Origin of the sequence: Chryseomicrobium imtechense, assembly GCF_041475995.1 — a bacterium.
Taxonomy (GTDB): Bacteria; Bacillota; Bacilli; order Bacillales_A; family Planococcaceae; genus Chryseomicrobium; species Chryseomicrobium aureum.
The window spans coordinates 17,654-42,689 of the sequence record NZ_JBGOBM010000003.1 but is presented as its reverse complement, the minus strand read 5'-3'; the positions used below and the strand labels follow the sequence as shown (position 1 = coordinate 42,689).

The 25,036-nt window shown below is 43.6% G+C and carries 28 protein-coding genes and 1 other annotated feature; all 28 genes read left to right on the top strand.

Annotated elements, in window-relative coordinates:
* Positions 1-20 precede the first annotated feature (20 nt).
* The 28 genes from rplK to rplE all read left to right on the top strand — a co-directional run bounded on the left by rplK (position 21) and on the right by rplE (position 25,017).
* Positions 21-446 (top strand): 50S ribosomal protein L11, encoded by a 426-nt coding sequence (gene rplK, locus AB5N96_RS03370; protein ID WP_165767464.1) that lies wholly within the window; start codon positions 21-23, stop codon positions 444-446.
* A gap of 126 nt (positions 447-572) precedes the next feature.
* Complete coding sequence (gene rplA, locus AB5N96_RS03365) at positions 573-1,268, top strand: 50S ribosomal protein L1 (protein WP_204591471.1); 696 nt, start codon at positions 573-575, stop codon at positions 1,266-1,268.
* Positions 1,269-1,311: 43 nt separating this feature from the next.
* Positions 1,312-1,458: a sequence feature (ribosomal protein L10 leader region), on the top strand.
* A 31-nt stretch (positions 1,459-1,489) separates the two neighbouring features.
* Positions 1,490-1,990 (top strand): 50S ribosomal protein L10, encoded by a 501-nt coding sequence (rplJ, locus tag AB5N96_RS03360; RefSeq protein ID WP_204591473.1) that lies wholly within the window; start codon positions 1,490-1,492, stop codon positions 1,988-1,990.
* A 50-nt stretch (positions 1,991-2,040) separates the two neighbouring features.
* Entirely contained in the window at positions 2,041-2,400 is a 360-nt protein-coding gene (rplL, locus tag AB5N96_RS03355; protein WP_499704628.1) for a 50S ribosomal protein L7/L12, read from the top strand.
* A gap of 82 nt (positions 2,401-2,482) precedes the next feature.
* Positions 2,483-3,082 carry a class I SAM-dependent methyltransferase gene (locus AB5N96_RS03350; RefSeq protein WP_204591477.1) on the top strand — a complete coding sequence of 200 codons (600 nt, stop codon included), beginning with the start codon at positions 2,483-2,485 and terminating at the stop codon, positions 3,080-3,082.
* A 193-nt stretch (positions 3,083-3,275) separates the two neighbouring features.
* Positions 3,276-6,827 (top strand): DNA-directed RNA polymerase subunit beta, encoded by a 3,552-nt coding sequence (rpoB, locus tag AB5N96_RS03345; RefSeq protein ID WP_499704627.1) that lies wholly within the window; start codon positions 3,276-3,278, stop codon positions 6,825-6,827.
* Positions 6,828-6,925: 98 nt separating this feature from the next.
* Positions 6,926-10,528, top strand: a complete 3,603-nt coding sequence (gene rpoC / locus AB5N96_RS03340; protein WP_204591481.1) for a DNA-directed RNA polymerase subunit beta' — start codon at positions 6,926-6,928, stop codon at positions 10,526-10,528.
* Between the two features lie 144 nt (positions 10,529-10,672).
* A complete protein-coding gene (locus tag AB5N96_RS03335; RefSeq protein ID WP_392455474.1) occupies positions 10,673-10,933 on the top strand; it encodes a ribosomal L7Ae/L30e/S12e/Gadd45 family protein in 261 nt (86 codons plus the stop codon).
* Between the two features lie 88 nt (positions 10,934-11,021).
* On the top strand, positions 11,022-11,441 hold the full coding sequence (gene rpsL, locus AB5N96_RS03330; protein WP_094942217.1) for a 30S ribosomal protein S12: 420 nt from the start codon (positions 11,022-11,024) through the stop codon (positions 11,439-11,441).
* Positions 11,442-11,482: 41 nt separating this feature from the next.
* Positions 11,483-11,953 carry a 30S ribosomal protein S7 gene (gene rpsG / locus AB5N96_RS03325; protein ID WP_094942216.1) on the top strand — a complete coding sequence of 157 codons (471 nt, stop codon included), beginning with the start codon at positions 11,483-11,485 and terminating at the stop codon, positions 11,951-11,953.
* Between the two features lie 51 nt (positions 11,954-12,004).
* Entirely contained in the window at positions 12,005-14,083 is a 2,079-nt protein-coding gene (gene fusA / locus AB5N96_RS03320; RefSeq protein WP_499704626.1) for an elongation factor G, read from the top strand.
* A gap of 113 nt (positions 14,084-14,196) precedes the next feature.
* Positions 14,197-15,384, top strand: a complete 1,188-nt coding sequence (gene tuf, locus AB5N96_RS03315) for an elongation factor Tu (RefSeq protein WP_204591485.1) — start codon at positions 14,197-14,199, stop codon at positions 15,382-15,384.
* A gap of 562 nt (positions 15,385-15,946) precedes the next feature.
* Positions 15,947-16,807, top strand: a complete 861-nt coding sequence (locus AB5N96_RS03310; protein ID WP_204591486.1) for a PPK2 family polyphosphate kinase — start codon at positions 15,947-15,949, stop codon at positions 16,805-16,807.
* 331 nt (positions 16,808-17,138) lie between these two features.
* A complete protein-coding gene (locus tag AB5N96_RS03305) occupies positions 17,139-18,449 on the top strand; it encodes a Na+/H+ antiporter family protein (protein WP_499704625.1) in 1,311 nt (436 codons plus the stop codon).
* 192 nt (positions 18,450-18,641) lie between these two features.
* Positions 18,642-18,950: a 30S ribosomal protein S10 gene (gene rpsJ / locus AB5N96_RS03300; RefSeq protein WP_093274779.1), complete on the top strand. Its 309-nt coding sequence runs from the start codon at positions 18,642-18,644 to the stop codon at positions 18,948-18,950.
* Between the two features lie 45 nt (positions 18,951-18,995).
* Complete coding sequence (gene rplC / locus AB5N96_RS03295) at positions 18,996-19,625, top strand: 50S ribosomal protein L3 (RefSeq protein WP_392455479.1); 630 nt, start codon at positions 18,996-18,998, stop codon at positions 19,623-19,625.
* A gap of 25 nt (positions 19,626-19,650) precedes the next feature.
* A complete protein-coding gene (gene rplD, locus AB5N96_RS03290; protein ID WP_204591492.1) occupies positions 19,651-20,274 on the top strand; it encodes a 50S ribosomal protein L4 in 624 nt (207 codons plus the stop codon).
* Positions 20,274-20,558, top strand: coding sequence for a 50S ribosomal protein L23 (gene rplW / locus AB5N96_RS03285; RefSeq protein ID WP_204591494.1), 285 nt, complete (start codon positions 20,274-20,276; stop codon positions 20,556-20,558). Before rplD ends, rplW begins: the two co-directional genes overlap by 1 nt.
* Before the next feature lie 38 nt (positions 20,559-20,596).
* A complete protein-coding gene (gene rplB, locus AB5N96_RS03280) occupies positions 20,597-21,427 on the top strand; it encodes a 50S ribosomal protein L2 (RefSeq protein ID WP_204591495.1) in 831 nt (276 codons plus the stop codon).
* Positions 21,428-21,484: 57 nt separating this feature from the next.
* Positions 21,485-21,763, top strand: coding sequence for a 30S ribosomal protein S19 (gene rpsS / locus AB5N96_RS03275; protein ID WP_204591498.1), 279 nt, complete (start codon positions 21,485-21,487; stop codon positions 21,761-21,763).
* 20 nt (positions 21,764-21,783) lie between these two features.
* The gene (gene rplV / locus AB5N96_RS03270; RefSeq protein WP_204591500.1) at positions 21,784-22,128 is read left to right on the top strand and encodes a 50S ribosomal protein L22; all 345 of its coding nucleotides are present in this window, start codon (positions 21,784-21,786) and stop codon (positions 22,126-22,128) included.
* Between the two features lie 3 nt (positions 22,129-22,131).
* Complete coding sequence (rpsC, locus tag AB5N96_RS03265) at positions 22,132-22,788, top strand: 30S ribosomal protein S3 (RefSeq protein ID WP_204591502.1); 657 nt, start codon at positions 22,132-22,134, stop codon at positions 22,786-22,788.
* A 1-nt stretch (position 22,789) separates the two neighbouring features.
* Positions 22,790-23,224, top strand: a complete 435-nt coding sequence (gene rplP, locus AB5N96_RS03260; protein ID WP_204591504.1) for a 50S ribosomal protein L16 — start codon at positions 22,790-22,792, stop codon at positions 23,222-23,224.
* Entirely contained in the window at positions 23,214-23,414 is a 201-nt protein-coding gene (gene rpmC, locus AB5N96_RS03255; RefSeq protein ID WP_053591325.1) for a 50S ribosomal protein L29, read from the top strand. The genes rplP and rpmC overlap by 11 nt, the downstream gene beginning before the upstream one ends.
* Positions 23,415-23,432: 18 nt before the next feature.
* A complete protein-coding gene (gene rpsQ / locus AB5N96_RS03250; protein ID WP_204591506.1) occupies positions 23,433-23,696 on the top strand; it encodes a 30S ribosomal protein S17 in 264 nt (87 codons plus the stop codon).
* Between the two features lie 42 nt (positions 23,697-23,738).
* Positions 23,739-24,107, top strand: coding sequence for a 50S ribosomal protein L14 (rplN, locus tag AB5N96_RS03245; RefSeq protein ID WP_204591508.1), 369 nt, complete (start codon positions 23,739-23,741; stop codon positions 24,105-24,107).
* A 35-nt stretch (positions 24,108-24,142) separates the two neighbouring features.
* The gene (rplX, locus tag AB5N96_RS03240) at positions 24,143-24,451 is read left to right on the top strand and encodes a 50S ribosomal protein L24 (RefSeq protein WP_204591510.1); all 309 of its coding nucleotides are present in this window, start codon (positions 24,143-24,145) and stop codon (positions 24,449-24,451) included.
* Between the two features lie 26 nt (positions 24,452-24,477).
* Positions 24,478-25,017, top strand: a complete 540-nt coding sequence (gene rplE / locus AB5N96_RS03235; RefSeq protein WP_204591512.1) for a 50S ribosomal protein L5 — start codon at positions 24,478-24,480, stop codon at positions 25,015-25,017.
* Positions 25,018-25,036 lie beyond the last annotated feature (19 nt).

Sequence of the window (25,036 nt, the reverse complement as noted above, 5' to 3'; positions counted from 1 at the left end):
GACTTAAGGAGGTGTGTCTCGTGGCTAAAAAAGTGATTAAAGTTGTTAAACTACAAATCCCTGCAGGTAAAGCTAATCCAGCTCCACCAGTTGGACCAGCACTAGGTCAAGCAGGTGTGAACATCATGGGATTCTGTAAGGAGTTCAACGCACGTACTGCTGATCAAGCAGGACTAATCATTCCGGTTGAAATTTCTGTATTTGAAGACCGTTCATTTACATTCATTACAAAAACTCCACCGGCAGCAGTTCTACTTAAAGTAGCAGCTGGTATTCAATCTGGATCAGGTGAACCAAACCGCGTAAAAGTGGCAGTGGTGAAACGTGATAAAGTTCGCGAAATCGCAGAACAAAAAATGCCAGATTTAAATGCAGCATCTGTTGAAGCAGCTATGTTGATGGTTGAAGGTACTGCACGTAGCATGGGTATTACGATCGAAGACTAATACTGTGCTTACGTTTTTATGACGCGTTTGTTTTGGGGGTTGTAGTTGTTCATAACATGAATAGCTACAGCCCTTAATTGTGGGAGGTTTATTCCGCTAAGACCACTATAAGGAGGACATTTTAAAATGGCTAAACAAGGTAAAAAACTACAAGATGCGGCGAAATTAGTCGACCGTACGAAATTATATTCTGTTGACGAGGCGATCGCGCTTGCGAAAGAAACAAGCACTGTAAACTTCGATGCAACAGTTGAAGTGGCATTCCGTCTTGGAATCGACACTCGTAAAAACGACCAGCAAATCCGTGGAGCAGTAGTGCTTCCAAACGGAACTGGTAAAACTCAACGTGTATTAGTATTCGCTAAAGGCGAAAAAGCAAAAGAAGCAGAAGCTGCTGGCGCTGACTTCGTAGGCGATGCTGACTACATCAACAAAATCCAACAAGGATGGTTTGACTTCGATGTAATCGTAGCGACTCCTGACATGATGGGTGAAGTTGGTAAAATCGGACGTGTATTAGGACCAAAAGGTTTAATGCCGAACCCGAAAACAGGTACAGTTACATTTGACGTAACAAAAGCTGTTAACGAAATCAAAGCTGGTAAAGTAGAATACCGTGCAGACAAAGCTGGAATCATCCACGCTCCAATCGGTAAAGCTTCTTTCGACAACGACAAGTTAGCAGAAAACTTCAAAACTGTATTTGATGTAATTCAAAAAGCTAAGCCTTCAGCTGCGAAAGGTGTTTACATGAAGTCTGTAGTTGTAACAACAACTATGGGTCCTGCTGTAAAAATCGACGCTGCTGCTGCAGCAAAATAAGTATTGACAACTCTGAGAGGCATCTGTTAAGATGTCTCTTGTTGTAACTTAATCATTTGTACCGAAGACAGCAGGTGCGTGTCATGCGCTTAATGTTCCTGCCGAGGACAAGCAAAATTCAGATTCTTTTTGATGATGACTTTTCCTGCCTTCGTGTCTTTTTAGACCCGGGGGCTTTTCTTTTGTCGGTATAAATGGCAATTCTAATAGGAGGTGCCACTATGAGCAAAGCAATCGAAACAAAAAAAGTGCAAGTTCAAGAGATCGCTGAGAAGTTCCAATCTGCTGCATCAGTAGTAGTTGTTGACTACCGTGGTTTGAACGTTGCGCAAGTAACTGAACTTCGTAAACAACTTCGTGAAGCTGGCGTTGAGTTCAAAGTATTCAAAAACTCTTTAACACGTCGTGCTACTGAATCTGTTGGATTCGAAGCAATCAACGAGCACTTAACAGGTCCAAACGCTGTTGCATTTTCAACTGAAGATGTAGTAGCTCCTGCGAAAATCATCAATGATTTCGCAAAAACGAACGAAGCGCTTGAAATCAAAGCGGGTATTATCGAAGGTACGGTTGCATCTGCAGCAGACGTTAAAGCTCTTGCAGAACTTCCATCACGCGAAGGCCTACTTTCTATGCTACTTTCTGTACTTCAAGCTCCAATGCGCAACTTCGCGCTTGCAACAAAAGCTGTTGCAGAACAAAAAGAAGAGCAAGGCGCTTAATAGCAGCCTCGTAGCTTCATAAACTTATATCCAAATAGGAGGAAATTAAAATGAAAAACGAGCAAATCTTAGAAGCAATCAAAGAAATGACAGTTCTTGAACTTAACGACTTAGTAAAAGCAATCGAAGAAGAATTTGGTGTAACTGCTGCTGCTCCTGTAGCTGCTGCTGCTGGTAACGCTGCTGCTGCTGAAGAGCAAACTGAATTTGATGTAATCCTAGCTTCTGCTGGCGATCAAAAAATCAAAGTAATCAAAGTGGTACGTGAAATCACTGGTCTTGGCTTGAAAGAAGCTAAAGAAGTAGTAGACAACGCACCAAAAGCACTTAAAGAAGGCGTATCTAAAGAAGATGCTGAAGCAATCAAAGCTCAACTTGAAGAAGTAGGCGCTAACGTAGAAGTTAAGTAATCACTTTCTTCCTACAGTGAAAAGCCCGTCAATTAGTGACGGGCTTTTCTTCTTTTTACGTTTTACGAAGGAGGGGAATGTCATGAGCAACCACTATTATTCGAATCGTCCAGACGTTGAAAGTAATCCATCAAAGATCCAGCATGTAGGGCGTGGCCACACGTTCACACTAGAGACGGATCGTGGAGTATTCAGCAAAAGTGGAGTAGATTTTGGCTCCCGTGTTCTCATGGAGGCATTTCAGGCACCTCAGATCGACGGAGACTTTGCAGACGTAGGGTGTGGATACGGCCCGATCGGGTTGACGCTCGCCAAAGCGTTTCCAGAACGGATCGTCCATATGGTGGATGTCAATGAGCGAGCTGTGGAGCTTGCTGGAAAAAATGCAGACCGCAACGGGGTTCAAAATGTGCGAATTGCCGTAAGTGACGGAATGGAGAATGTACCGACAGGACTAGCTGCGGTCATTACCAATCCTCCGATTCGTGCAGGGAAAGAAACTATTTTCCGATTCTATCAACAAGCGTATGAACGTCTTTTAGACGGTGGCGAACTTTGGATCGTGATTCAAAAGAAACAAGGTGCCCCATCGACAAAAGAATTTCTCGAACAGCTCTACTCAGAAGTAGAAGTTGTGGAAAAAGTCAAGGGATATTGGATTTTAAAGGCCAAGAAATATTGACTTGACAAATTCGCTGTGATATTATAATAAAATGCAAAAATATTATTTTGTAGGAGTATGCCCATTTTTACAGCACGCTCCGTCAATTTTTATGTAATCGAAAATGAGCTCTAACTTAGAACTCGTTTTCTTTTTGTCTTTATCGCTGCCTAGGTAGCATAGAAAGAAAATCGTTTCTTGAGGGGTGAATAAGTTGACAGGTCAACTAGTTCAGTACGGACAACACCGCCAGCGTAGAAGTTTTGCGCGTATCAGTGAGGTGCTCGATCTTCCGAATCTGATTGAGATTCAGACGGCATCTTATGAGTGGTTTTTAGAAGAAGGATTGCGTGAAATGTTTAAAGATATTTCACCGATCGAAGATTTTACAGGGAACTTATCCCTTGAATTCGTCGACTACAAGCTTGGTGAACCTAAGTACTCAGTAGACGAATCAAAAGAGCGTGATGCAACATATGCAGCACCACTTCGTGTAAAAGTACGTCTCCACAACAGAGAGACAGACGAAGTAAAAGAACAAGATGTATTTATGGGTGACTTCCCACTTATGACAGAAACAGGCACATTCATCATCAATGGTGCTGAACGTGTAATCGTTTCTCAGTTAGTTCGTTCCCCAAGTGTATATTTCCACGATAAAACAGATAAAAACGGTAAAAAAGGCTTTGGTGCTACAGTAATTCCAAACCGTGGTGCATGGCTTGAGTATGAAATCGATGCAAAGGACGTTGTATACGTCCGTATCGACCGTACACGTAAACTACCAGTTACCGTGTTACTGCGTGCATTAGGTTTCGGTACAGACCAAGAAATCATTGAGCTTCTTGGTGACAACGAATACTTACGCAATACACTCGAAAAAGATAACACAGAAACAACAGAAAAAGCACTTCTAGAAATTTACGAGCGTCTTCGTCCAGGCGAGCCGCCAACAGTAGATAGCGCGAAGAGCCTTTTATATTCTCGTTTCTTCGATGCGAAGCGTTATGATCTTGCAAATGTAGGTCGCTACAAGATGAATAAAAAGCTTCACATCAAAAACCGTCTCTTCAACCAAACGATTGCTGAAACACTTGTTGACCCAGAAACAGGAGAAATCCTTGTAGAAGAGGGAACAATGATCGACCGTCGAGTACTAGACCGTTTGATTCCAAACCTTGAAAGTGGGATTGGCTTCAAAACACTTTCACAAGTGGGTGGCGTACTTGAAGATGACATCGTAATCCAAGCTGTGAAAATCTACGCACCAAACGATGAGAACCAAAAAGAAATTACGGTAATCAGCAATGCGTACGTAGAAGAAGAAATCAAAAATATCACACCTGCTGATATTATTTCTTCTATCAGTTACTTCTTTAACCTTTTATACAACGTTGGAAACACAGATGATATCGATCACCTAGGAAATCGTCGTCTGCGTTCAGTCGGAGAACTTCTTCAGAATCAGTTCCGTATCGGTCTTTCTCGTATGGAGCGTGTTGTTCGTGAGCGTATGTCAATCAATGATACACAGTCTATCGTGCCGCAACAGCTGATTAACATCCGTCCTGTTATCGCGTCGATTAAAGAGTTCTTCGGTAGCTCGCAATTATCTCAGTTCATGGACCAAACAAACCCACTTGCAGAGCTAACGCATAAGCGTCGTCTATCTGCACTTGGACCTGGTGGTTTAACACGTGAGCGTGCTGGATTTGAAGTACGTGACGTTCACTACTCTCACTATGGTCGTATGTGTCCGATTGAAACACCTGAGGGGCCAAACATCGGTCTAATCAACTCCCTTTCAAGTTTCGCGAAAGTGAACAAGTTTGGGTTTATTGAAACACCATATCGTCGTGTAGATCCTGAGACGGGTCAAGTGACTAGCCGCATCGATTATTTAACAGCAGATGAAGAAGACAACTATGTAGTGGCACAAGCAAACTCGATTCTTAACGAAGACGGTAGCTTTGCAAACGAAGAAGTCGTAGGACGTTTCCGTGGAGATAACACGGTATTCCGCCGCGAGCAAATCGACTACATGGACGTATCTCCAAAGCAAGTTGTATCGGCTGCGACAGCATGTATCCCATTCTTAGAAAACGATGACTCCAACCGTGCCCTAATGGGAGCGAACATGCAACGTCAAGCCGTGCCTCTATTAAACCCAGAAGCACCGTTTGTCGGAACAGGTATGGAGCACGTCAACGCACGTGATTCAGGCGCAGCAGTTGTTGCCAAGTATCACGGAATCGTTGAGCACGTCGAAGCAAAAGAAATTCGCGTTCGCCGCATCGAAGAAGTCGATGGCAAAGAAGTAAAAGGCGATTTAACAGTATACAAGCTACAAAAATTCATCCGTTCAAACCAAGGGACAAGCTACAACCAACGCCCAATCGTACGTGTTGGCGATGTAGTGAATCCAAATGATATCCTTGCAGACGGACCCTCAATGGAAGCTGGAGAGCTAGCGCTTGGGCGTAACGTTCTTGTTGCCTTCATGACATGGGACGGCTACAACTACGAGGATGCTGTAATCATGAGTGAGCGTCTTGTGAAAGACGACGTTTACACATCTGTCCATATTGAAGAGTATGAGTCAGAGTCTCGTGATACAAAGCTTGGGCCGGAAGAAATTACACGTGATATTCCAAATGTCGGGGAAGAAGCACTTCGTAACCTAGACGATCGTGGAATCATCCGTATCGGTGCTGAAGTTCGTGATGGCGATATCTTAGTAGGAAAAGTAACACCTAAAGGGGTTACAGAACTTACTGCAGAAGAGCGTCTACTACACGCAATCTTCGGTGAAAAAGCACGTGAAGTTCGTGACACGTCTCTACGTGTACCACACGGCGCTGGCGGTATCATCCTAGACGTGAAAGTGTTCAACCGTGAAGACGGAGATGAGCTTCCACCGGGTGTAAACCAACTCGTTCGTGCGTACATCGTACAAAAACGTAAAATCTCTGTAGGGGATAAAATGGCTGGACGTCACGGAAACAAGGGTGTTATCTCGCGCATCTTGCCGGAAGAAGATATGCCTTTCCTTCCAGACGGAACGCCAGTTGATATCATGTTGAACCCACTTGGTGTACCATCTCGTATGAACATCGGTCAGGTACTTGAGCTTCACTTAGGTATGGCTGCTCGTACGTTAGGTGTTCACATGGCATCTCCTGTATTTGATGGAGCGAATGAAGAAGATGTATGGGAAACGATGGAAGAAGCTGGGATGAATCGTGACGGGAAAACTGTCCTTTATGATGGTCGCTCAGGGGAACCATTCGACAACCGTGTATCTGTCGGAATCATGTACATGATCAAACTTGCGCACATGGTTGATGACAAGCTTCACGCACGTTCTACAGGACCTTACTCACTTGTTACGCAACAACCACTTGGCGGTAAAGCCCAGTTCGGTGGTCAGCGTTTCGGGGAGATGGAGGTTTGGGCACTTGAAGCTTATGGTGCTGCTTATACACTTCAAGAAATCTTGACAGTGAAATCCGATGACGTTGTAGGTCGTGTGAAAACATACGAAGCCATCGTTAAAGGCGAAAGCGTTCCAGAACCAGGTGTTCCAGAATCATTCAAAGTATTAATTAAAGAGCTTCAGTCACTAGGTATGGACGTTAAAATGATGACAATCAATGATGAAGAAGTAGAGCTTCGCGATCTTGAAGAAGACGAAGACCTGCCATCAGCTGAGTCATTAGGCATCTTACCACCAGTTTCAGAGGAAACTGCTGAGACAGTTGAATAAGTAATTTCTATACTGCGGGAAGGTTCGTCCTTCCCGCCTATCTTAAAGCAGAGCTGCTTGAAGTCTTTTAAAGACAACACTAGAGGGAGGTAGGCTCCTTGATAGACGTTAATAACTTCGAATATATGAAAATTGGATTAGCTTCACCAGACAAGATTCGTTCATGGTCTTATGGAGAAGTTAAAAAACCAGAAACAATCAACTACCGTACACTAAAACCTGAGAAAGACGGGTTATTCTGTGAACGTATCTTCGGTCCTACAAAGGATTGGGAGTGTCACTGTGGAAAATACAAGCGCGTCCGTTATAAAGGCGTCGTCTGTGACCGCTGTGGAGTAGAAGTCACACGTGCAAAAGTACGTCGTGAGCGTATGGGTCACATCGAGCTAGCTGCTCCTGTTTCACATATTTGGTACTTTAAAGGAATTCCAAGTCGTATGGGCTTGATTCTTGATATGTCTCCACGCTCTTTAGAAGAAGTCATTTACTTTGCTTCTTATGTCGTGGTAGATCCTGCGGATACACCGCTTGAAAAGAAACAACTTCTTTCTGAGAAGGAATACCGCGCATACCGTGAAAAATATGGAACGAAATTCTTAGCAGCGATGGGTGCAGAAGCTATCAAGCGCTTGCTCGAAGAAATCGATCTTGAAAAAGAAACGGATACGCTAAAAGAAGAATTGAAAACTGCACAAGGACAACGTCGCACACGTGCGATTAAACGTCTTGAAGTAGTTGAGTCATTCCGTAACTCTGGAAACAAACCAGATTGGATGATTCTTGATGTTCTTCCGGTCATTCCACCAGAATTACGTCCGATGGTTCAATTAGATGGTGGACGTTTTGCGACGTCTGACTTGAATGATTTGTACCGCCGTGTCATCAACCGGAACAACCGTCTAAAGCGTCTTCTTGACCTTGGTGCTCCAAGCATCATCGTTCAAAATGAGAAGCGCATGCTCCAAGAAGCAGTGGATGCATTGATTGATAATGGTCGCCGTGGCCGTCCAGTTACTGGACCAGGTAACCGTCCATTGAAGTCACTATCACACATGCTAAAAGGGAAGCAAGGACGTTTCCGTCAAAACTTACTTGGTAAACGTGTTGACTATTCTGGTCGTTCGGTTATCGTTGTAGGTCCTAACTTAAAAATGTACCAATGTGGTCTACCAAAAGAAATGGCGATCGAGTTGTTCAAACCGTTCGTTATGAAAGAATTGGTAGAACGCGGTCTTGCCCATAATATTAAATCTGCAAAACGCAAAATCGAGCGTCTACATTCTGAAGTTTGGGATGTATTAGAAGACGTTATCCGTGAGCATCCGGTCCTTCTTAACCGAGCACCTACGCTTCACCGATTAGGAATCCAGGCATTCGAGCCAACACTAGTTGAAGGCCGTGCCATCCGTCTACACCCACTTGTATGTACAGCTTACAACGCTGACTTCGATGGTGACCAAATGGCGGTTCACGTTCCACTTTCTGCAGAAGCACAAGCAGAAGCGCGTCTTCTTATGCTTGCCGCTCAAAACATCTTGAACCCGAAAGACGGAAAACCAGTTGTTACACCATCTCAGGATATGGTACTAGGAAACTACTACTTAACTCTTGAGCGTAAAGGTGCAACAGGTGAAGGTTCTATCTTCTACGGACCAGATGAAGTTTTACTTGCATACACGAACGGTCACGTGCATTTGCACTCTCGTATCGCGATTGCAGCTTCTTCTCTAAACAACCAAACGTTTACTGAAGAGCAAAACAAAATGTTGTTATTAACGACAGTCGGTAAAGTGATTTTCAATGAGATCCTTCCTGAGGAATTCCCATACATCAACGAACCAACTGACTTTAACCTACAAGTTGAAACACCAGGAAAATACTTCGTTCCAACGAACACAGATGTGAAAAAACATCTAGAGGACATGGAAATTGTTTCTCCGTTCAAGAAGAAAATCCTTGGAAATGTTATTGCTGAAGTGTTCAAGCAATTCCACATTACAGAAACATCAAAAATGTTGGATCGCATGAAAGCATTAGGCTTTAAATACTCAACGCGTGCTGGTATCACAATCGGTATTTCAGATATCGTGGTACTTCCAGACAAAGGAGAAATCCTTGAGGAAGCACAAGGCAAAGTGGACAAAGTAACGAAGCAATTCCGTCGTGGTCTTATTACGGAAGATGAGCGTTATGCAAGTGTCATCAGCCAGTGGAGTAAAGCAAAAGAAGTTATGCAAGACAAGTTAATGCAGTCTCTTGATCACTTAAACCCAATCTTCATGATGCAAGACTCTGGAGCACGTGGTAACGCGTCCAACTTCACGCAGCTTGCAGGTATGCGAGGTCTGATGGCCAACCCGGCTGGTCGTATCATCGAGTTACCAATCAAATCTTCCTTCCGTGAAGGTTTAACGGTACTTGAATACTTCATCTCTACTCACGGTGCTCGTAAAGGTCTTGCCGATACAGCCCTGAAGACAGCTGACTCAGGTTACTTGACGCGTCGTCTAGTAGACGTAGCACAAGACGTCATCGTTCGTGAAGACGATTGTGGAACAGATCGTGGTCTTGAAATTGGATCATTAATGGAAGGTTCAGAGGTTATCGAGGACTTCAGCGAACGTATCGTTGGCCGTCACACGAAGAAAACAGTATTCCACCCAGAAACGGGCGCTGTCATCTTAGAAAAAGACGGATTAATTACAACGGATATCGCACGCGAAATCTTAGACGCTGGACTAGAGAAGTTAACAATCCGTTCTGCTTTCACATGTAATACAAAACATGGTGTATGTAAGAAATGTTATGGTCTTAACCTTGCAACAGGCGACACAGTTGAAGTGGGAGAAGCAGTTGGTATCATCGCTGCCCAGTCAATTGGAGAGCCAGGTACTCAGTTAACAATGCGTACATTCCACACAGGTGGGGTAGCAGGAGACGATATCACACAAGGTCTTCCACGTATCCAAGAAATCTTTGAAGCCCGTAATCCAAAAGGACAAGCGGTCATCTCAGAAGTCAACGGTACAATCGAGAAGGTCGATGAGATTCGTGAAGGCCAGAAAGAAATTACAGTCAAAGGCGACGTGGAAACACGTAAGTACTTGGCACCATACAATGCCCGTCTGAAAGTGTCTGAAGGCGACACGGTTGAGCGTGGACAAGTTATGACAGAAGGTTCAATCGATCCGAAAGAACTTCTTCGCGTCAAAGATGTCAACACAGTTCAACTTTACTTGCTGAAAGAAGTTCAGAAGGTTTACCGTATGCAAGGGGTAGAAATCGGCGACAAACACATCGAAGTAATGGTTCGCCAAATGCTTCGTAAAGTGCGTGTCATCGAGGCTGGTGAAACGGAACTACTTCCAGGATCACTTCTGGACGTTCACCAATTCGCTGAAGCAAACCGTGACGCTGTTCTTGAAGGAAAACTTCCGGCTACTTGCCGTCCAGTCATCCTGGGGATCACAAAAGCATCACTTGAAACAGAATCCTTCTTATCTGCAGCATCGTTCCAGGAGACAACTCGTGTCCTTACAGATGCAGCAATCAAAGGAAAACGTGACGAGTTGCTTGGTCTTAAAGAGAACGTTATTATCGGGAAGCTTGTCCCAGCTGGTACAGGGATGCAACGTTACCGTCAATTGCGCTTAGCTAAAGACGAACTTGAAGAAGATTTAGAAACGATTGGCGCTGAGTAAGTTCTAGTCGATAAATCGCGGGCTCCTCCGAAGTGGAGAGAGTCCGTGATATTTTTATGGATTCGTGTTGACATGAATCTGTAGAGATGATAATATGTTTAAGGTTGATAGTTCCATGACTTGACCGCTTTGGAGGATATGCAAATGTCTTATGAAAAAGTGAAGCAAGCACAGAAAACGATCATCGGTACAAAGCAAGCAGTAAAAGCTGCGCGAAATGGACACTTGTCCGAAATTATTGTCGCGATGGATGTTGATCACCATGTGATTGCACCCGTTCTGGAAGTTGCGCGAGAGTTCAACATTCCGGTAACGAATGTTCCGTCAAAACAACAGCTTGGTAAAGTGGCTGGCCTTCGGGTTCACGCTTCTGTCGTAGCAATTGCTGACTCACGGTTTTTGTGAAATTCACAAAGCCTTTGTTTTTTACCTAAAAATGAACCACCTGGATGTGTGGTCTTAAATTAACTAGAAATGAAGGGAGGACAAATCGATGCCTACAATTAACCAATTGGTCCGTAAGCCTCGTAAATCCAACGTCACTAAGTCAAAATCACCAGCACTAGGAAAAGGCTACAACAGCTTTAAAAAATCAACGACAAACTTAAACTCGCCTCAAAAGCGTGGAGTTTGTACGCGTGTTGGTACGATGACACCGAAGAAACCGAACTCGGCTCTTCGTAAATATGCTCGTGTGCGTTTAACAAACACACTGGAAGTAACTGCTTACATTCCAGGTGAAGGTCACAACCTTCAAGAGCACAGTGTTGTACTTATCCGTGGCGGACGAGTAAAAGATTTACCAGGGGTACGCTACCACATCGTTCGTGGTGCACTTGATACTGCTGGTGTTAATGGTCGTATGCAAAGCCGTTCACTTTACGGTACTAAGCGTCCAAAAGAAAAAAAATAATTTAATTCAAATCGTACCAATCTTTGAAAGGAGGAAAACACATGCCTCGTAAAGGTCCTGTTTCCAAACGTGACGTGTTACCAGATCCAATTTACAATTCAAAGCTAGTAACACGCTTAATTAACAAAATGATGATTGATGGTAAAAGAGGTACTTCTCAAAAGATCCTTTATGGAGCGTTCGAATTAGTAAAAGAGCGTTCTGGTAAAGATCCACTAGAAGTATTCGAAGCTGCACTTAACAACGTAATGCCAGTACTAGAAGTACGCGCACGCCGTGTTGGTGGAGCGAACTACCAAGTACCGGTTGAGGTTCGCCCAGACCGTCGTTCTACTCTTGGTCTTCGTTACCTTGTAAACTACTCTCGCCTACGTGGAGAGAAAACTATGGAAGAGCGTTTAGCGAATGAAATCCTAGATGCATCTAACAACACTGGTGCTTCAGTTAAGAAGCGCGAAGATATGCACAAAATGGCGGAAGCGAACAAAGCATTCGCTCACTATCGCTGGTAGGATTCACCCGAATCTATACACTCTAATCCGAAGTGGAAGGAGACAACTTAAATGGCTCGCGAATTTTCATTACAGAAAACTCGTAATATCGGAATCATGGCGCACATCGATGCTGGTAAAACAACAACGACTGAGCGTATCCTTTATTACACTGGCCGTATCCACAAAATTGGTGAAACGCACGAAGGTGCTTCACAGATGGACTGGATGGAGCAAGAGCAAGAGCGCGGAATTACAATTACATCAGCTGCTACAACAGCTGCATGGAAAGAGCACCGCGTAAACATCATCGATACACCAGGACACGTAGACTTCACGGTTGAAGTTGAACGTTCATTACGTGTACTTGATGGTGCGGTAACTGTACTTGATGCACAATCAGGTGTAGAACCACAAACGGAAACAGTATGGCGTCAAGCTACAACTTACGGCGTACCACGTATCGTTTTCATCAACAAAATGGACAAAACAGGTGCAGATTTCTTGTACTCTGTTAAAACATTACACGATCGTTTGGAAGCAAACGCTCACCCAATCCAATTACCAATCGGTGCAGAAGACGACTTCACTGGCATCATTGACCTAGTGACAATGACTGCTACAATGTACGGAAACGACCTTGGTACGGATATTCAAGAAGTGGAAATTCCAGAAGAGTACAAAGCGCAAGCTGAAGAGTACCGCGAAAAGTTAATCGAAGCAGTAGCTGAGCTTGACGAAGAGCTAATGGAAAAATACCTTGGCGGCGAAGAAATCACAAACGAAGAACTAGTTGAAGGTATCCGTAAAGGTACTGTAAACGTAGAATTCTACCCAGTAGTTTGTGGTACTGCGTTCAAAAACAAAGGTGTTCAAAAGATGTTGGATGCGGTTATCGCATACCTGCCATCGCCACTTGATGTAGCTCCAATGAAAGGGATCGACCCAGACACAGAAGAAGAGCTAGTACGTGAACCTTCAGATGAAGCTCCGTTCTCAGCACTTGCATTCAAAGTCATGACGGATCCTTACGTTGGTAAATTAACATTCTTCCGTGTGTACTCAGGTACATTAGATTCTGGATCATACGTTCAGAACTCTACTAAAGGGAAGCGTGAGCGCGTAGGTCGTATCCTACAAATGCACGCCAACTCTCGTGAAGAGATTTCAAAAGTATATGCAGGAGATATCGCTGCGGCTGTTGGTCTTAAAGATACAACAACTGGAGATACACTATGTGATGAAAAGAGCCTAGTTATCCTTGAGTCTATGGACTTCCCAGAGCCAGTTATCTCATTATCTGTAGAACCAAAATCAAAAGCTGACCAAGATAAAATGGGTCAAGCTCTACAAAAACTTCAAGACGAGGATCCAACGTTCCGTGCACACACGGACCAGGAAACTGGCCAAACGATCATCTCAGGTATGGGTGAACTTCACCTTGATATCCTAGTTGACCGTATGAAACGTGAATTCAAAGTTGAAGCTAACGTAGGTGCTCCTCAAGTATCTTACCGTGAGACTATCCGTGCTACTGCTGAAGTAGAAGGTAAATTCGTCCGTCAATCTGGTGGTCGTGGTCAATTCGGTCACGTTTGGATCGAGTTCTCTCCAAACGAAGAAGGTAAAGGCTTTGAATTCGTTAACGCTATCGTTGGTGGTGTTGTACCACGTGAATACATTCCAGCAATCGAAGCGGGTCTACGTGACTCTCTAGACAATGGTATGTTAGCGGGTTACCCAATCATCGACTTAAAAGCAAAATTATTCGATGGTTCATACCACGATGTTGACTCGAATGAGATGGCGTTCAAAATTGCTGCTTCAATGGCTCTTAAAAACGCAGTATCTAAAGTTAACCCAGCTCTTCTAGAGCCTGTTATGAAAGTAGAAGTTGTAATTCCAGAAGAATACCTAGGCGATATCATGGGTGACATCACGTCACGTCGTGGACGCGTTGAAGGTATGGAAGCTCGCGGAAACGCACAAGTAGTTCGTGCAATGGTTCCACTTGCTGAAATGTTTGGATATGCAACATCACTACGTTCTAATACACAGGGACGCGGAACATTCTCAATGACATTTGATCACTATGAAGAAGTTCCTAAGTCAATCGCTGAAGAAATCATCAAAAAAAATAAAGGTGAATAATTGAAATTCACCTTCGTTTCAAGTATAACTATCTTGTAGTGTATGAAAGCAAAGGGGCTTGCCCCTTCTGCTTTTATCATAAAACAAACAATTACTGAGGAGGATTTACTCTAATGGCTAAAGAAAAATTCGATCGTTCCAAAACACATGCTAACATCGGTACTATCGGTCACGTTGACCACGGTAAAACTACTTTAACAGCTGCTATCGCTACAGTTCTTTCTAAGCGTCTTGGCGGTGAGGCTCGTTCATACGATCAAATCGACAACGCTCCAGAAGAAAAAGAGCGCGGTATCACAATCAACACATCTCACGTTGAGTACGAAACTGAAGCTCGCCACTATGCACACGTTGACTGCCCAGGTCACGCTGACTATGTTAAAAACATGATCACTGGTGCTGCACAAATGGACGGCGGTATCTTAGTAGTATCTGCTGCTGATGGCCCAATGCCACAAACTCGTGAGCACATTCTTCTTTCACGTCAAGTAGGTGTTCCTTACCTAGTTGTATTCATGAACAAATGTGACATGGTTGATGACGAAGAGTTACTAGAATTAGTTGAAATGGAAATTCGTGATCTATTATCAGAATACGACTTCCCAGGCGATGACATTCCAGTAATCAAAGGTTCTGCTCTTAAAGCTCTAGAAGGCGAAGCTGAGTGGGAAGAAAAAATCATCGAACTTATGGACGCTGTAGATTCTTACATCCCAACACCTGAGCGCCAAACTGACAAGCCTTTCATGATGCCAGTTGAGGACGTATTCTCAATCACTGGTCGTGGAACAGTTGCTACTGGCCGTGTTGAGCGTGGACAAGTTAAAGTCGGTGACGTTGTAGACATCATCGGTATCGTTGAAGAGCCAAAATCTACTACTGTAACTGGTGTAGAAATGTTCCGTAAACTTCTTGACTATGCAGAAGCTGGAGACAACATCGGTGCACTTCTTCGTGGGGTTTCTCGTGAAGATATCCAACGTGGACAAGTATTAGCTAAACCAGGCTCAATCACTCCACACACTGAGTTCAAAGCTGAAGTTTATGTATTATCAAAAGAAGAGGGTGGACGTCACACTCCATTCTTCTCAAACTACCGCCCACAGTTCTACTTCCGTACAACTGACGTAACTGGCGTATGTAACTTACCAGAAGGCGTTGAAATGGTTATGCCTGGAGACAACATCGAAATGACTGTTTCTCTAATCGCTCCAATCGCGCTTGAAGAAGGTACTAAGTTCTCTATCCGTGAGGGTGGACGTACTGTTGGTGCTGGTGTAGTTGCGACTATCACTAAATAATTTCAGCTTTTGCTGATTTTGAACCCTCCCCGGGACGCTGGGGAGGGTATTTTATATTTAGATGTGGCGCCGACTGTTCAGAAATTGTGCGATGGCTTCTTGCGGGATTTCTAGGAGGCGCAACTTGATTTCACCCGGAGTCGAAAAACCATTTAAGACGTTGAGTTCCACTGCGGGGTTGCTTTCCGCGGGCGCTGCGTGAGCTTCCTCGTCGCATACTCCTGCGGGATCTCACGGCAGACTGTAATCCCACTGGAGTCAACCCCTCCATTCCACTCAACTTTAGTGAAATTCAAAAATCGCCGCTGACTTTATCACACTATTAAGTTGATTATTATGTTAACTCGGCTGATTGTGACGTTAGCGGAGTGCATTCTGACGTTCCTCGAATTATGGAAACTAACTTCAACTCTCTTCTCATCAAAACCTCTAAATTACTCAAGTTCTTACTAGTAAGCCCTTAAGTATCAAAAGCCCTTCCTAGCAAGCCCTTCCCCCCATTAGGTTTGCGCAATTTCAACCGCGGGTAAAGTTTCCTATATATAAAGAGGAGGCCACATCCATGAAAGTTAGTACATATAAAGTGCCGAGCACAAAGTCCATTCGCCTCAAAGACTATCCAACTTCTGAAGGGAAGAAAGAAGAGAACGATCATATACGTGAGCACATCATTCCAGACCTGGTAACACAAATGAAAGATCTGCATCACAGACTTCATGCGGAAGAGAAACACGGGATCTTGGTTGTTTTGCAAGCAATGGATGCAGCAGGGAAAGATGAAGCAATTAGCTATATCTTTTCCAACTTGAGTGCTCAAGGCCTGAAAACGACGACACTTAGTAAACCAACAGATGAAGAGATGAAACAAGATTATTTAAGACGCATCCAAGTGGGACTGCCGGATCGGGGACAAATCGGGATCCTAAATCGCTCACACTATGAGGAAGTAATCGCACCGCGGATTCATAACACGCTGGAAGACGGGAATATTCCAGATCATGCAGACAAACGTTCTATTTGGAAACTGCGCTATCGCCAAATCAATGATTATGAAAAATATCTCTATGAAAATGGGATCCACATTGTGAAGTTCTTCTTTCATATGTCGAAAGATGAACAAAAAGACAGATTGCTTGAGCGCATGAAAAATCGGGAAAAGCACTGGGAGTTTTCGTTCTCAGATATTGAAGAACGAGAATACTGGGATGACTACCAAAAGGTGTTTGAAGAAATGTTAAATCATACGTCGACGAGTTATTGCCCATGGTACGTCTTGCCAGCAGATGACGAGTGGCATAGTCGCCGTCTGGTAACAGAGATCATGATTGAACTGATGGAAAAGTTAGATCCGAAATACCCAACATATACAGGTGAAGATTTAAAACGCTTGAAAAAGGAAATTAAAAAGCTAGAAAATGAATGAGCCGCCGAATCAGGCGGTTTTTCTATTCAATTCAAGTGGGGGAGCTAGCCGAGTTCGGCAATTGTGTCGGGAGATTCGAAGGTTATTCGCGGTTGTTTAGCAATTGTGTCGGGAGTTTCAAAGCCTAGTTTCACTGATTCACCGGTTCCTCATATTATGGAAACTAAATCGCTCCCACTAGCAATCATGAAACACCTTCTGGCCTTGATCACACATGTTGACACTCCAAAAAGCGCATGCTATTATAACACTTGTTAACTTTAACGCTCTACTTGTTTAGCAGAGTAAAGTATTCACGCAGAAACAATGAAATTAGAAATGAGGAATTTGAATGAATGCAGTACTGATAGCGGTACTCATCATGCTAGTACTAAGTTTACTACGCGTGAATGTAGTCGTCGCTTTATTAATAGGAGCATTATCTGGAGGCCTGATTGCAGGTCTTTCTATAGAAGCTACACTAACAGCAATTACAGAAGGTCTTGGAAACGGTGCGACGATTGCACTGAGTTATGCGTTACTGGGAGGATTTGCAGTTGCTATCTCGCGCACGGGGTTGCCACTCTGGCTCGTCGACAAATTGATAGATTCAACTAAACAATCAAAGTCAGGAAGCTTTGCCTCAATCAAATGGTTTTTACTTGCAGCGATTTTACTCATGTCCATCGCTTCGCAAAACGTCATCCCGATTCATATCGCGTTTATTCCATTGTTGATTCCACCATTACTCCCCCTGTTTAACAAAATGAATTTGGATCGTCGTTTAGTTGCAGCAATTTTGACATTTGGTTTAACGGCACCGTATATCTTATTACCATACGGATTCGGAGCCATCTTCCACGGAATCATTGCGGAACAGATGGAGCTCGCTGGAATGGCAATTGATCAGTCAGATATTCCGACTGCGATGTTGATCCCGACAGCAGGACTCATCGTTGGATTGTTCATCGCAGTATTCGTTACGTACCGAAAAGAACGAGCATATCACCAGTCTGCTGAGATTGAAGTAGCACGTGCCAATGTGCCGCCACTTACGATTGTGTTTACAATTTTAGCGCTCGCTGCAGCACTCGCAGGTCAGCTACTCACAGAAAGCATGATTATCGGAGCGCTCGCAGGTATTGCTGTACTGTTTGCTACACGTGCCGTTCGTTGGTCTGAATCAGATCGTGTTCTAATAGAAGGAATGCAGATGATGGCGTTCATCGGATTCGTCATGTTAGCAGCTAATGGCTTTGCGGAAGTCATGAAAGCTACAGGAGATGTGGAAACATTAGTAGAAGGGACAACAAACGTCATTGGCAACAATCAAGGACTCGCTGCCTTACTAATGCTTGTCGTTGGTCTGCTAGTGACACTTGGAATTGGTTCATCGTTTGCAACGATCCCAATCATCGCCACATTGTTTGTTCCGTTTGCGATGCAAGTTGGATTTAGTCCGATGGCAATCATCGCACTGATCGGAACAGCGGGTGCACTTGGAGATGCCGGCTCGCCAGCGTCTGACTCGACGCTTGGCCCGACATCAGGATTGAATGCGGACGGTCAGCACAATCATATCTGGGATACGACGGTGCCGACGTTCATTCACTACAACATTCCCCTCATAATTTTTGGGTGGATTGCAGCAATGATTTTATAACAAAAAGAATTTAAAAAAGAATTCGCTAAAACACTTGCGGATTCTTTTTTTTTTCGTTATAATGTTGAATGTTGGTCTTTGACTGCGATGAAGCGAGAGGTTACCGACACACCCGGCCGCTTTGCCATGGCGCGTGCGTTGGAAAATTTTCGTGGAGAATGTCTAGTAAATAGGCGAAAAGGAGGGAAAGTAATGGCAAAACAAAAAATTCGTATCCGTTTAAAAGCGTATGATCACAGAATTCTAGATCAGTCTGCTGAGAAAATCGTAGAAACTGCGAAACGTTCAGGTGCTAGTGTATCAGGTCCGATCCCACTTCCAACTGAGAAGTCGACGTACACAATCTTGCGTGCTGTTCACAAGTACAAAGATTCTCGTGAGCAATTCGAAATGCGTACGCATAAACGTCTGATCGATATCGTTAACCCAACACCACAAACTGTTGACGCGTTAATGAAGCTTGATTTACCATCTGGCGTTGATATCGAAATCAAACTTTAATAGGTAAAAAATAAACTAACAAACAATTAACAGGAGGTGTGACGAATGACCAAAGGAATCTTAGGTAGAAAAATCGGTATGACGCAAGTATTTGCTGAGAACGGTGATCTTATCCCAGTAACAGTTATCGAAGCAACACCAAACGTAGTGCTTCAAAAGAAAACTGTTGACACGGATGGCTACGAATCAATTCAGTTAGGTTTTGAAGATAAGCGCGAAAAGCTTTCTAACAAACCAGCTAAAGGACACGTAGCAAAAGCGGACACTGCTCCTAAGCGCTTCATCCGCGAGTTCCGCGGACTTAATACTGCTGATTACGAGGTTGGTCAAGTAGTCAATGTAGAAAGTTTCGCTGAAGGCGATGTAATCGATGTAACAGGTGTTTCAAAAGGTAAAGGTTTCCAGGGTGTAATTAAACGCCACGGACAATCTCGCGGCCCAATGTCTCACGGTTCTCGTTACCACCGTCGTCCGGGTTCAATGGGTCCAGTTGCTCCGAACCGTGTATTCAAACAAAAGAAATTACCTGGTCAAATGGGTGGACACACAGTAACAATCCAAAACCTAGAAGTGGTTAAGATTGATGCTGAGCGTAACCTACTATTAGTAAAAGGTAATGTTCCTGGTTCTCGTAAATCATTAGTAGTTGTGAAAGCGGCTATTAAATCGAAATAATCTTTGAAGAAAGGAGGAAACAGGAATGGCAAAAGTTAAAGTTTTAAACGTAACAGGTTCTGAAGTAGGCGAGATCGAATTAAACGATAGCGTGTTCGGAATCGAACCAAACGAAGCGGTACTTTTTGAAGCTATCATTGCACAACGTGCTTCTCTACGCCAAGGTAACCACAAAGTGAAAGGTCGCTCTGAGGTTGCAGGTGGTGGACGTAAGCCATGGCGCCAAAAAGGTACAGGCCGTGCTCGTCAAGGTTCTATCCGCTCTCCACAATGGCGTGGTGGTGGTATCGTATTCGGTCCAGTTCCACGTAGCTACAGCTACAAACTACCGAAGAAAGTTCGTCGCTTAGCTCTTCTTTCAGCGTTATCTTCTAAGGTTCGCGAAGAAAGCTTGCTAGTAGTGGATGCATTATCATTTGATGCACCAAAAACAAAAGACTTCGTTCAAGTATTGAAAGATCTTTCAATCGCGAAAAAAGCTCTTGTTGTAACAGCTGACCTAGATGAGAACGTTGCATTATCTGCACGTAACATCGCAGGCATCACAGTTGTTTCTGCTTCTGGAATTAACGTTCTTGACCTAGTGGGTCACGATCAGTTAATCATGACAAAAGCAGCTGTAGAAAAAGTGGAGGAGGTGCTTGGATAATGGAAGCACGTGATATTATTAAACGTCCGGTCATTACCGAGCGTTCTTCTGAACTAATGGGCGAGAAAAAGTACACTTTCGAAGTGGACACTCGCGCTACAAAAACAAACGTGAAAAGCGCAGTAGAAGAAATCTTTGGTGTTGAAGTTGCGAAAGTAAACATCATGAACTACAAAGGTAAATTCAAGCGCGTTGGCCGTTTCGGCGGATTCACAAACAAACGTCGTAAAGCAATCGTTACTTTAACAGTCGATAGCAAAGAAATCGAATTATTCGAGATCTAATCTTATAGAAGAGTTAAAACCATGAAGGAGGGAAAAACATGGCGATTAGAAAGTATAAACCGACCACAAACGGACGTCGTAACATGACTAGTCTTGATTATGCTGAAATCACAACTAACAAGCCTGAGAAATCATTGCTTGCTCCTGTGAAGCGTAAAGGCGGCCGTAACAACCAAGGTAAAATTACTGTTCGTCATCACGGTGGCGGTCACAAGCGTCAATACCGTATCATCGATTTCAAACGCAACAAAGATGGCATTCCAGGCCGCGTTGCTACAATCGAGTATGATCCAAACCGCTCAGCGAATATCGCTTTAATCAACTATGTTGATGGAGAAAAACGTTACATCTTAGCACCAAAAGGATTAGTAGTAGGTATGGAAATCGTATCTGGACCAGAATCGGATATTAAAGTAGGTAACGCGTTACCACTTGAAAACATCCCAATGGGTTCTACAATCCACAACATCGAAATGAAACCTGGTAAAGGTGGACAGCTAGTACGTTCTGCTGGTACATCTGCACAAGTTTTAGGTCGTGAAGGTAAGTACGTAATCGTACGTCTTCAATCTGGTGAAGTTCGCCTTATCCTAGGTGTTTGCCGTGCAACAATCGGTGAAGTAGGAAACGAACAACACGAACTAGTAAACATCGGTAAAGCAGGTCGTTCACGCTGGTTAGGTAAACGCCCAACTGTACGTGGATCTGTAATGAACCCGAACGATCACCCACACGGTGGTGGTGAAGGTCGTACACCAATCGGACGTAAGTCTCCAATGTCTCCATGGGGTAAACCAACTCTAGGAGCGAAGACACGTAAGAAGAAAAACAAATCCGACAAAATGATCATTCGTCGTCGTAAAAAATAAAGTGGTTAAACTGCGGTTCGTAGGAGCCGTAGTGGAATCACTAAGGGAGGTTCCAAAATGGGTCGTAGCTTGAAAAAAGGACCTTTTGTAGACGATCACTTAATGAAAAAAGTGGAAGCTCAAAAGGACAATGAGAAAAAGTCTGTCATCAAAACTTGGTCTCGTCGCTCTACAATTTTCCCAACATTTATCGGTCAAACGATTGCAGTCTACGATGGTCGTAAACACGTGCCTGTATACGTAACTGAAGATATGGTTGGACACAAATTAGGCGAGTTCGCACCAACACGTGCTTATAAAGGTCACGGTGCTGACGATAAGAAAACAAGACGCTAATTGAGAGGAGGTAACACCACATGGCACAAGCTAAAGCTATTGCTAGAACAGTGCGCATTGCTCCTCGTAAAGTACGATTAGTCGTTGATTTGATCCGAGGCAAGCAAGTTGGCGAAGCTGTTGCAATTTTAAACCACACACCACGTTCTGCTTCACCGGTTGTTGAAAAGCTATTGAAATCAGCTATCGCAAACGCTGAGCACAACTATGATTTAGATATTAACAGCTTAGTAGTATCTGAGGTCTTCGTTGATGAAGGTCCAACATTAAAACGTTTCCGTCCACGTGCACAAGGTCGTGCGAGTGCGATTAACAAACGTACTAGCCACATCACTTTAGTGGTATCTGAGAAGAAGGAGGGATAATTCGTGGGTCAAAAAGTACATCCAATAGGGTTACGCGTAGGTATCATTCGTGACTGGGAATCAAAATGGTTCGCAGAGAAGGATTACGCTACACTCTTACACGAAGATTTAAAAATTCGTCAATTCATCGACACACGTCTAAAAGACGCGTCAGTTTCTAAAGTAGAAATCGAGCGTGCTGCAAAACGTGTTAACATTACAATTCACACTGCGAAACCAGGTATGGTAATCGGTAAAGGTGGTACAGAAGTTGAAGCTGTACGTAAATCTTTAAACGACTTAACTGGCAAGCGTGTACACATCAACATCGTTGAAATCAAACGCGCGGATCTGGATGCGAAATTAGTAGCTGAAGGAATTGCACGCCAACTTGAAGGCCGTGTATCTTTCCGTCGTGCACAAAAACAAGCTATTCAACGCACAATGCGTTCTGGCGCTAAAGGGATCAAAACACAAGTTTCTGGTCGTCTTGGTGGAGCTGACATCGCACGTGCTGAACATTACAGCGAAGGTACTGTTCCACTTCATACACTTCGTGCAGATATCGACTACGCACACGCTGAAGCTGACACAACTTACGGGAAGCTAGGCGTTAAAGTATGGATCTATCGTGGAGAAGTCCTTCCGACTAAGAAGAACTCTGAGGAAGGAGGCAACTAATATGTTAATGCCTAAACGCGTTAAATACCGTCGTCAACACCGTGGAAAAATGCGCGGACAAGCAAAAGGCGGTACAGAAGTAACATTTGGTGAATTTGGCCTTCAGTCAACTGAAGCAAGCTGGATCACAAGCCGTCAGATTGAGTCTGCACGTATTGCAATGACACGTTACATGAAACGTGGCGGTAAAGTTTGGATTAAAATTTTCCCGCACAAACCATATACGAAAAAGCCTCTTGAGGTACGTATGGGTTCTGGTAAGGGAGCACCTGAAGGCTGGGTTGCTGTCGTTAAGCCAGGAAAAATCATGTTTGAAATTGCAGGAGTATCTGAAGAGGTAGCACGCGAAGCACTTCGTCTTGCATCTCACAAGTTGCCTGTAAAATGTAAAGTAGTTAAACGTCAAGAAATTGGTGGTGAATCTAATGAAAGCTAATGACATCCGTGAACTTACTACAGCTGAGATCGAACAAAAGGTAAAATCACTGAAAGAAGAGCTTTTCAACCTTCGCTTCCAATTGGCGACTGGTCAATTAGAAAACACAGCTCGCATTCGTGAAGTCCGCAAAGCGATTGCACGTATGAAAACTGTGATTCGCGAAAGAGAAATCAGTGCAAACAACTGATAAAGGAGGTTTTCAAGCATGACTGAGCGTAACCAACGCAAAGTATATACAGGCCGTGTTGTTTCAGACAAAATGGACAAAACTGTAACTGTTTTAGTTGAAACTTACAAGACACACAAACTATACGGCAAGCGTGTAAAATATTCTAAGAAATTTAAAGCACATGATGAAATGAACGAAGCTCAAGTAGGAGATATCGTACGCATCATGGAAACTCGCCCGCTGTCAGCTACAAAACGTTTCCGTTTACTGGAAGTTGTAGAAAAAGCGGTTATTATCTAATCATAATTCGGAACTATTTATTTCCGGAAGGAGGTAACCTAAATGATCCAACAAGAGAGTCGTATGAAAGTTGCTGATAACTCAGGAGCACGTGAAGTTTTAACTATTAAAGTTCTTGGTGGTACTGGACGTAAGACTGCTAACATCGGCGATATCGTCGTGTGTACAGTTAAGAAAGCAACACCAGGTGGCGTTGTTAAGAAGGGTGACGTAGTTAGAGCGGTAATCGTTCGCACGAAAAGCGGAGTTCGCCGTAAAGACGGTACGTACATCAAATTTGATGAGAACGCTTGTGTCATCATCAAAGACGACAAAGGACCTCGTGGAACTCGTATTTTCGGACCAGTTGCACGTGAACTACGTGACAGCAATTTCATGAAAATCGTATCTTTAGCTCCAGAAGTTCTTTAATTACGAGATAGTGCCAATCAAGGAGGTGCGACAGAATGCATGTAAAAAAAGGCGATAAAGTCATGGTAATCTCAGGGAAAGATAAAGGGAAAACAGGTGTGATCCTTTCAGCGTTTCCTAAGAAAGACCGCGTGCTAGTTGAAGGTGTAAACATCGTCAAAAAGCACACTAAGCCAAACCAAGCAAATCCACAAGGTGGAATTGTAGAACAAGAAGCTGCCATTCACGTATCGAATGTTATGTTGATTGACCCTAAAACAGGGGAACCAACTCGCGTAGGGTACAAAGTGGAAGACGGTAAAAAAGTTCGTGTTGCCAAAAAATCTGGTGAAATTCTTAAATAAGCAAAATGAAGAAGGGAGGTACACACATGAACCGCCTAAAAGAAAAGTTTGTTAACGAAGTTACTCCTGCTCTTATGAGCAAGTTCGAATATACATCTGTTATGCAAGTACCAAAAGTAGATAAAATCGTGATCAACATGGGTGTGGGCGACGCTGTCCAAAACACTAAATCACTTGATGCTGCTGTTGAAGAGTTGCAAACAATCGCTGGTCAAAAGCCAGTTATCACTAAAGCTAAAAAATCTATCGCCGGCTTCCGCCTTCGTGAAGGTATGCCAATCGGTGCGAAAGTTACATTACGCGGTGAGCGTATGTATGACTTCTTGGATAAATTAATCTCAATCTCACTTCCACGTGTACGTGACTTCCGCGGTGTTTCTAAAAAAGCATTCGACGGTCGCGGTAACTACACTCTAGGTGTTAAAGAGCAATTAATCTTCCCTGAAATCGATTATGATAAAGTATCTAAAGTCCGCGGTATGGACATCGTAATTGTAACAACTGCGAACTCTGATGAAGAAGCTCGCGAGTTATTGACACAATTCGGTATGCCATTCCAAAAGTAAATAATAGGGAGGCGAAATC

Excerpts from the sequence above, each read along its gene's own strand:
- rplA (WP_204591471.1), top strand. The coding sequence starts at position 573 with ATGGCTAAACAAGGTAAAAAACTACAAGATGCGGCGAAATTAGTCGAC.
- rplJ (WP_204591473.1), top strand. The coding sequence starts at position 1,490 with ATGAGCAAAGCAATCGAAACAAAAAAAGTGCAAGTTCAAGAGATCGCT.
- rplL (WP_499704628.1), top strand. The coding sequence starts at position 2,041 with ATGAAAAACGAGCAAATCTTAGAAGCAATCAAAGAAATGACAGTTCTT.
- AB5N96_RS03350 (WP_204591477.1), top strand. The coding sequence starts at position 2,483 with ATGAGCAACCACTATTATTCGAATCGTCCAGACGTTGAAAGTAATCCA.
- AB5N96_RS03335 (WP_392455474.1), top strand. The coding sequence starts at position 10,673 with ATGTCTTATGAAAAAGTGAAGCAAGCACAGAAAACGATCATCGGTACA.
- rpsL (WP_094942217.1), top strand. The coding sequence starts at position 11,022 with ATGCCTACAATTAACCAATTGGTCCGTAAGCCTCGTAAATCCAACGTC.
- rpsG (WP_094942216.1), top strand. The coding sequence starts at position 11,483 with ATGCCTCGTAAAGGTCCTGTTTCCAAACGTGACGTGTTACCAGATCCA.
- fusA (WP_499704626.1), top strand. The coding sequence starts at position 12,005 with ATGGCTCGCGAATTTTCATTACAGAAAACTCGTAATATCGGAATCATG.
- tuf (WP_204591485.1), top strand. The coding sequence starts at position 14,197 with ATGGCTAAAGAAAAATTCGATCGTTCCAAAACACATGCTAACATCGGT.
- AB5N96_RS03310 (WP_204591486.1), top strand. The coding sequence starts at position 15,947 with ATGAAAGTTAGTACATATAAAGTGCCGAGCACAAAGTCCATTCGCCTC.
- AB5N96_RS03305 (WP_499704625.1), top strand. The coding sequence starts at position 17,139 with ATGAATGCAGTACTGATAGCGGTACTCATCATGCTAGTACTAAGTTTA.
- rpsJ (WP_093274779.1), top strand. The coding sequence starts at position 18,642 with ATGGCAAAACAAAAAATTCGTATCCGTTTAAAAGCGTATGATCACAGA.
- rplC (WP_392455479.1), top strand. The coding sequence starts at position 18,996 with ATGACCAAAGGAATCTTAGGTAGAAAAATCGGTATGACGCAAGTATTT.
- rplD (WP_204591492.1), top strand. The coding sequence starts at position 19,651 with ATGGCAAAAGTTAAAGTTTTAAACGTAACAGGTTCTGAAGTAGGCGAG.
- rplW (WP_204591494.1), top strand. The coding sequence starts at position 20,274 with ATGGAAGCACGTGATATTATTAAACGTCCGGTCATTACCGAGCGTTCT.
- rplB (WP_204591495.1), top strand. The coding sequence starts at position 20,597 with ATGGCGATTAGAAAGTATAAACCGACCACAAACGGACGTCGTAACATG.
- rpsS (WP_204591498.1), top strand. The coding sequence starts at position 21,485 with ATGGGTCGTAGCTTGAAAAAAGGACCTTTTGTAGACGATCACTTAATG.
- rplV (WP_204591500.1), top strand. The coding sequence starts at position 21,784 with ATGGCACAAGCTAAAGCTATTGCTAGAACAGTGCGCATTGCTCCTCGT.
- rplP (WP_204591504.1), top strand. The coding sequence starts at position 22,790 with ATGTTAATGCCTAAACGCGTTAAATACCGTCGTCAACACCGTGGAAAA.
- rpmC (WP_053591325.1), top strand. The coding sequence starts at position 23,214 with ATGAAAGCTAATGACATCCGTGAACTTACTACAGCTGAGATCGAACAA.
- rpsQ (WP_204591506.1), top strand. The coding sequence starts at position 23,433 with ATGACTGAGCGTAACCAACGCAAAGTATATACAGGCCGTGTTGTTTCA.
- rplN (WP_204591508.1), top strand. The coding sequence starts at position 23,739 with ATGATCCAACAAGAGAGTCGTATGAAAGTTGCTGATAACTCAGGAGCA.
- rplX (WP_204591510.1), top strand. The coding sequence starts at position 24,143 with ATGCATGTAAAAAAAGGCGATAAAGTCATGGTAATCTCAGGGAAAGAT.
- rplE (WP_204591512.1), top strand. The coding sequence starts at position 24,478 with ATGAACCGCCTAAAAGAAAAGTTTGTTAACGAAGTTACTCCTGCTCTT.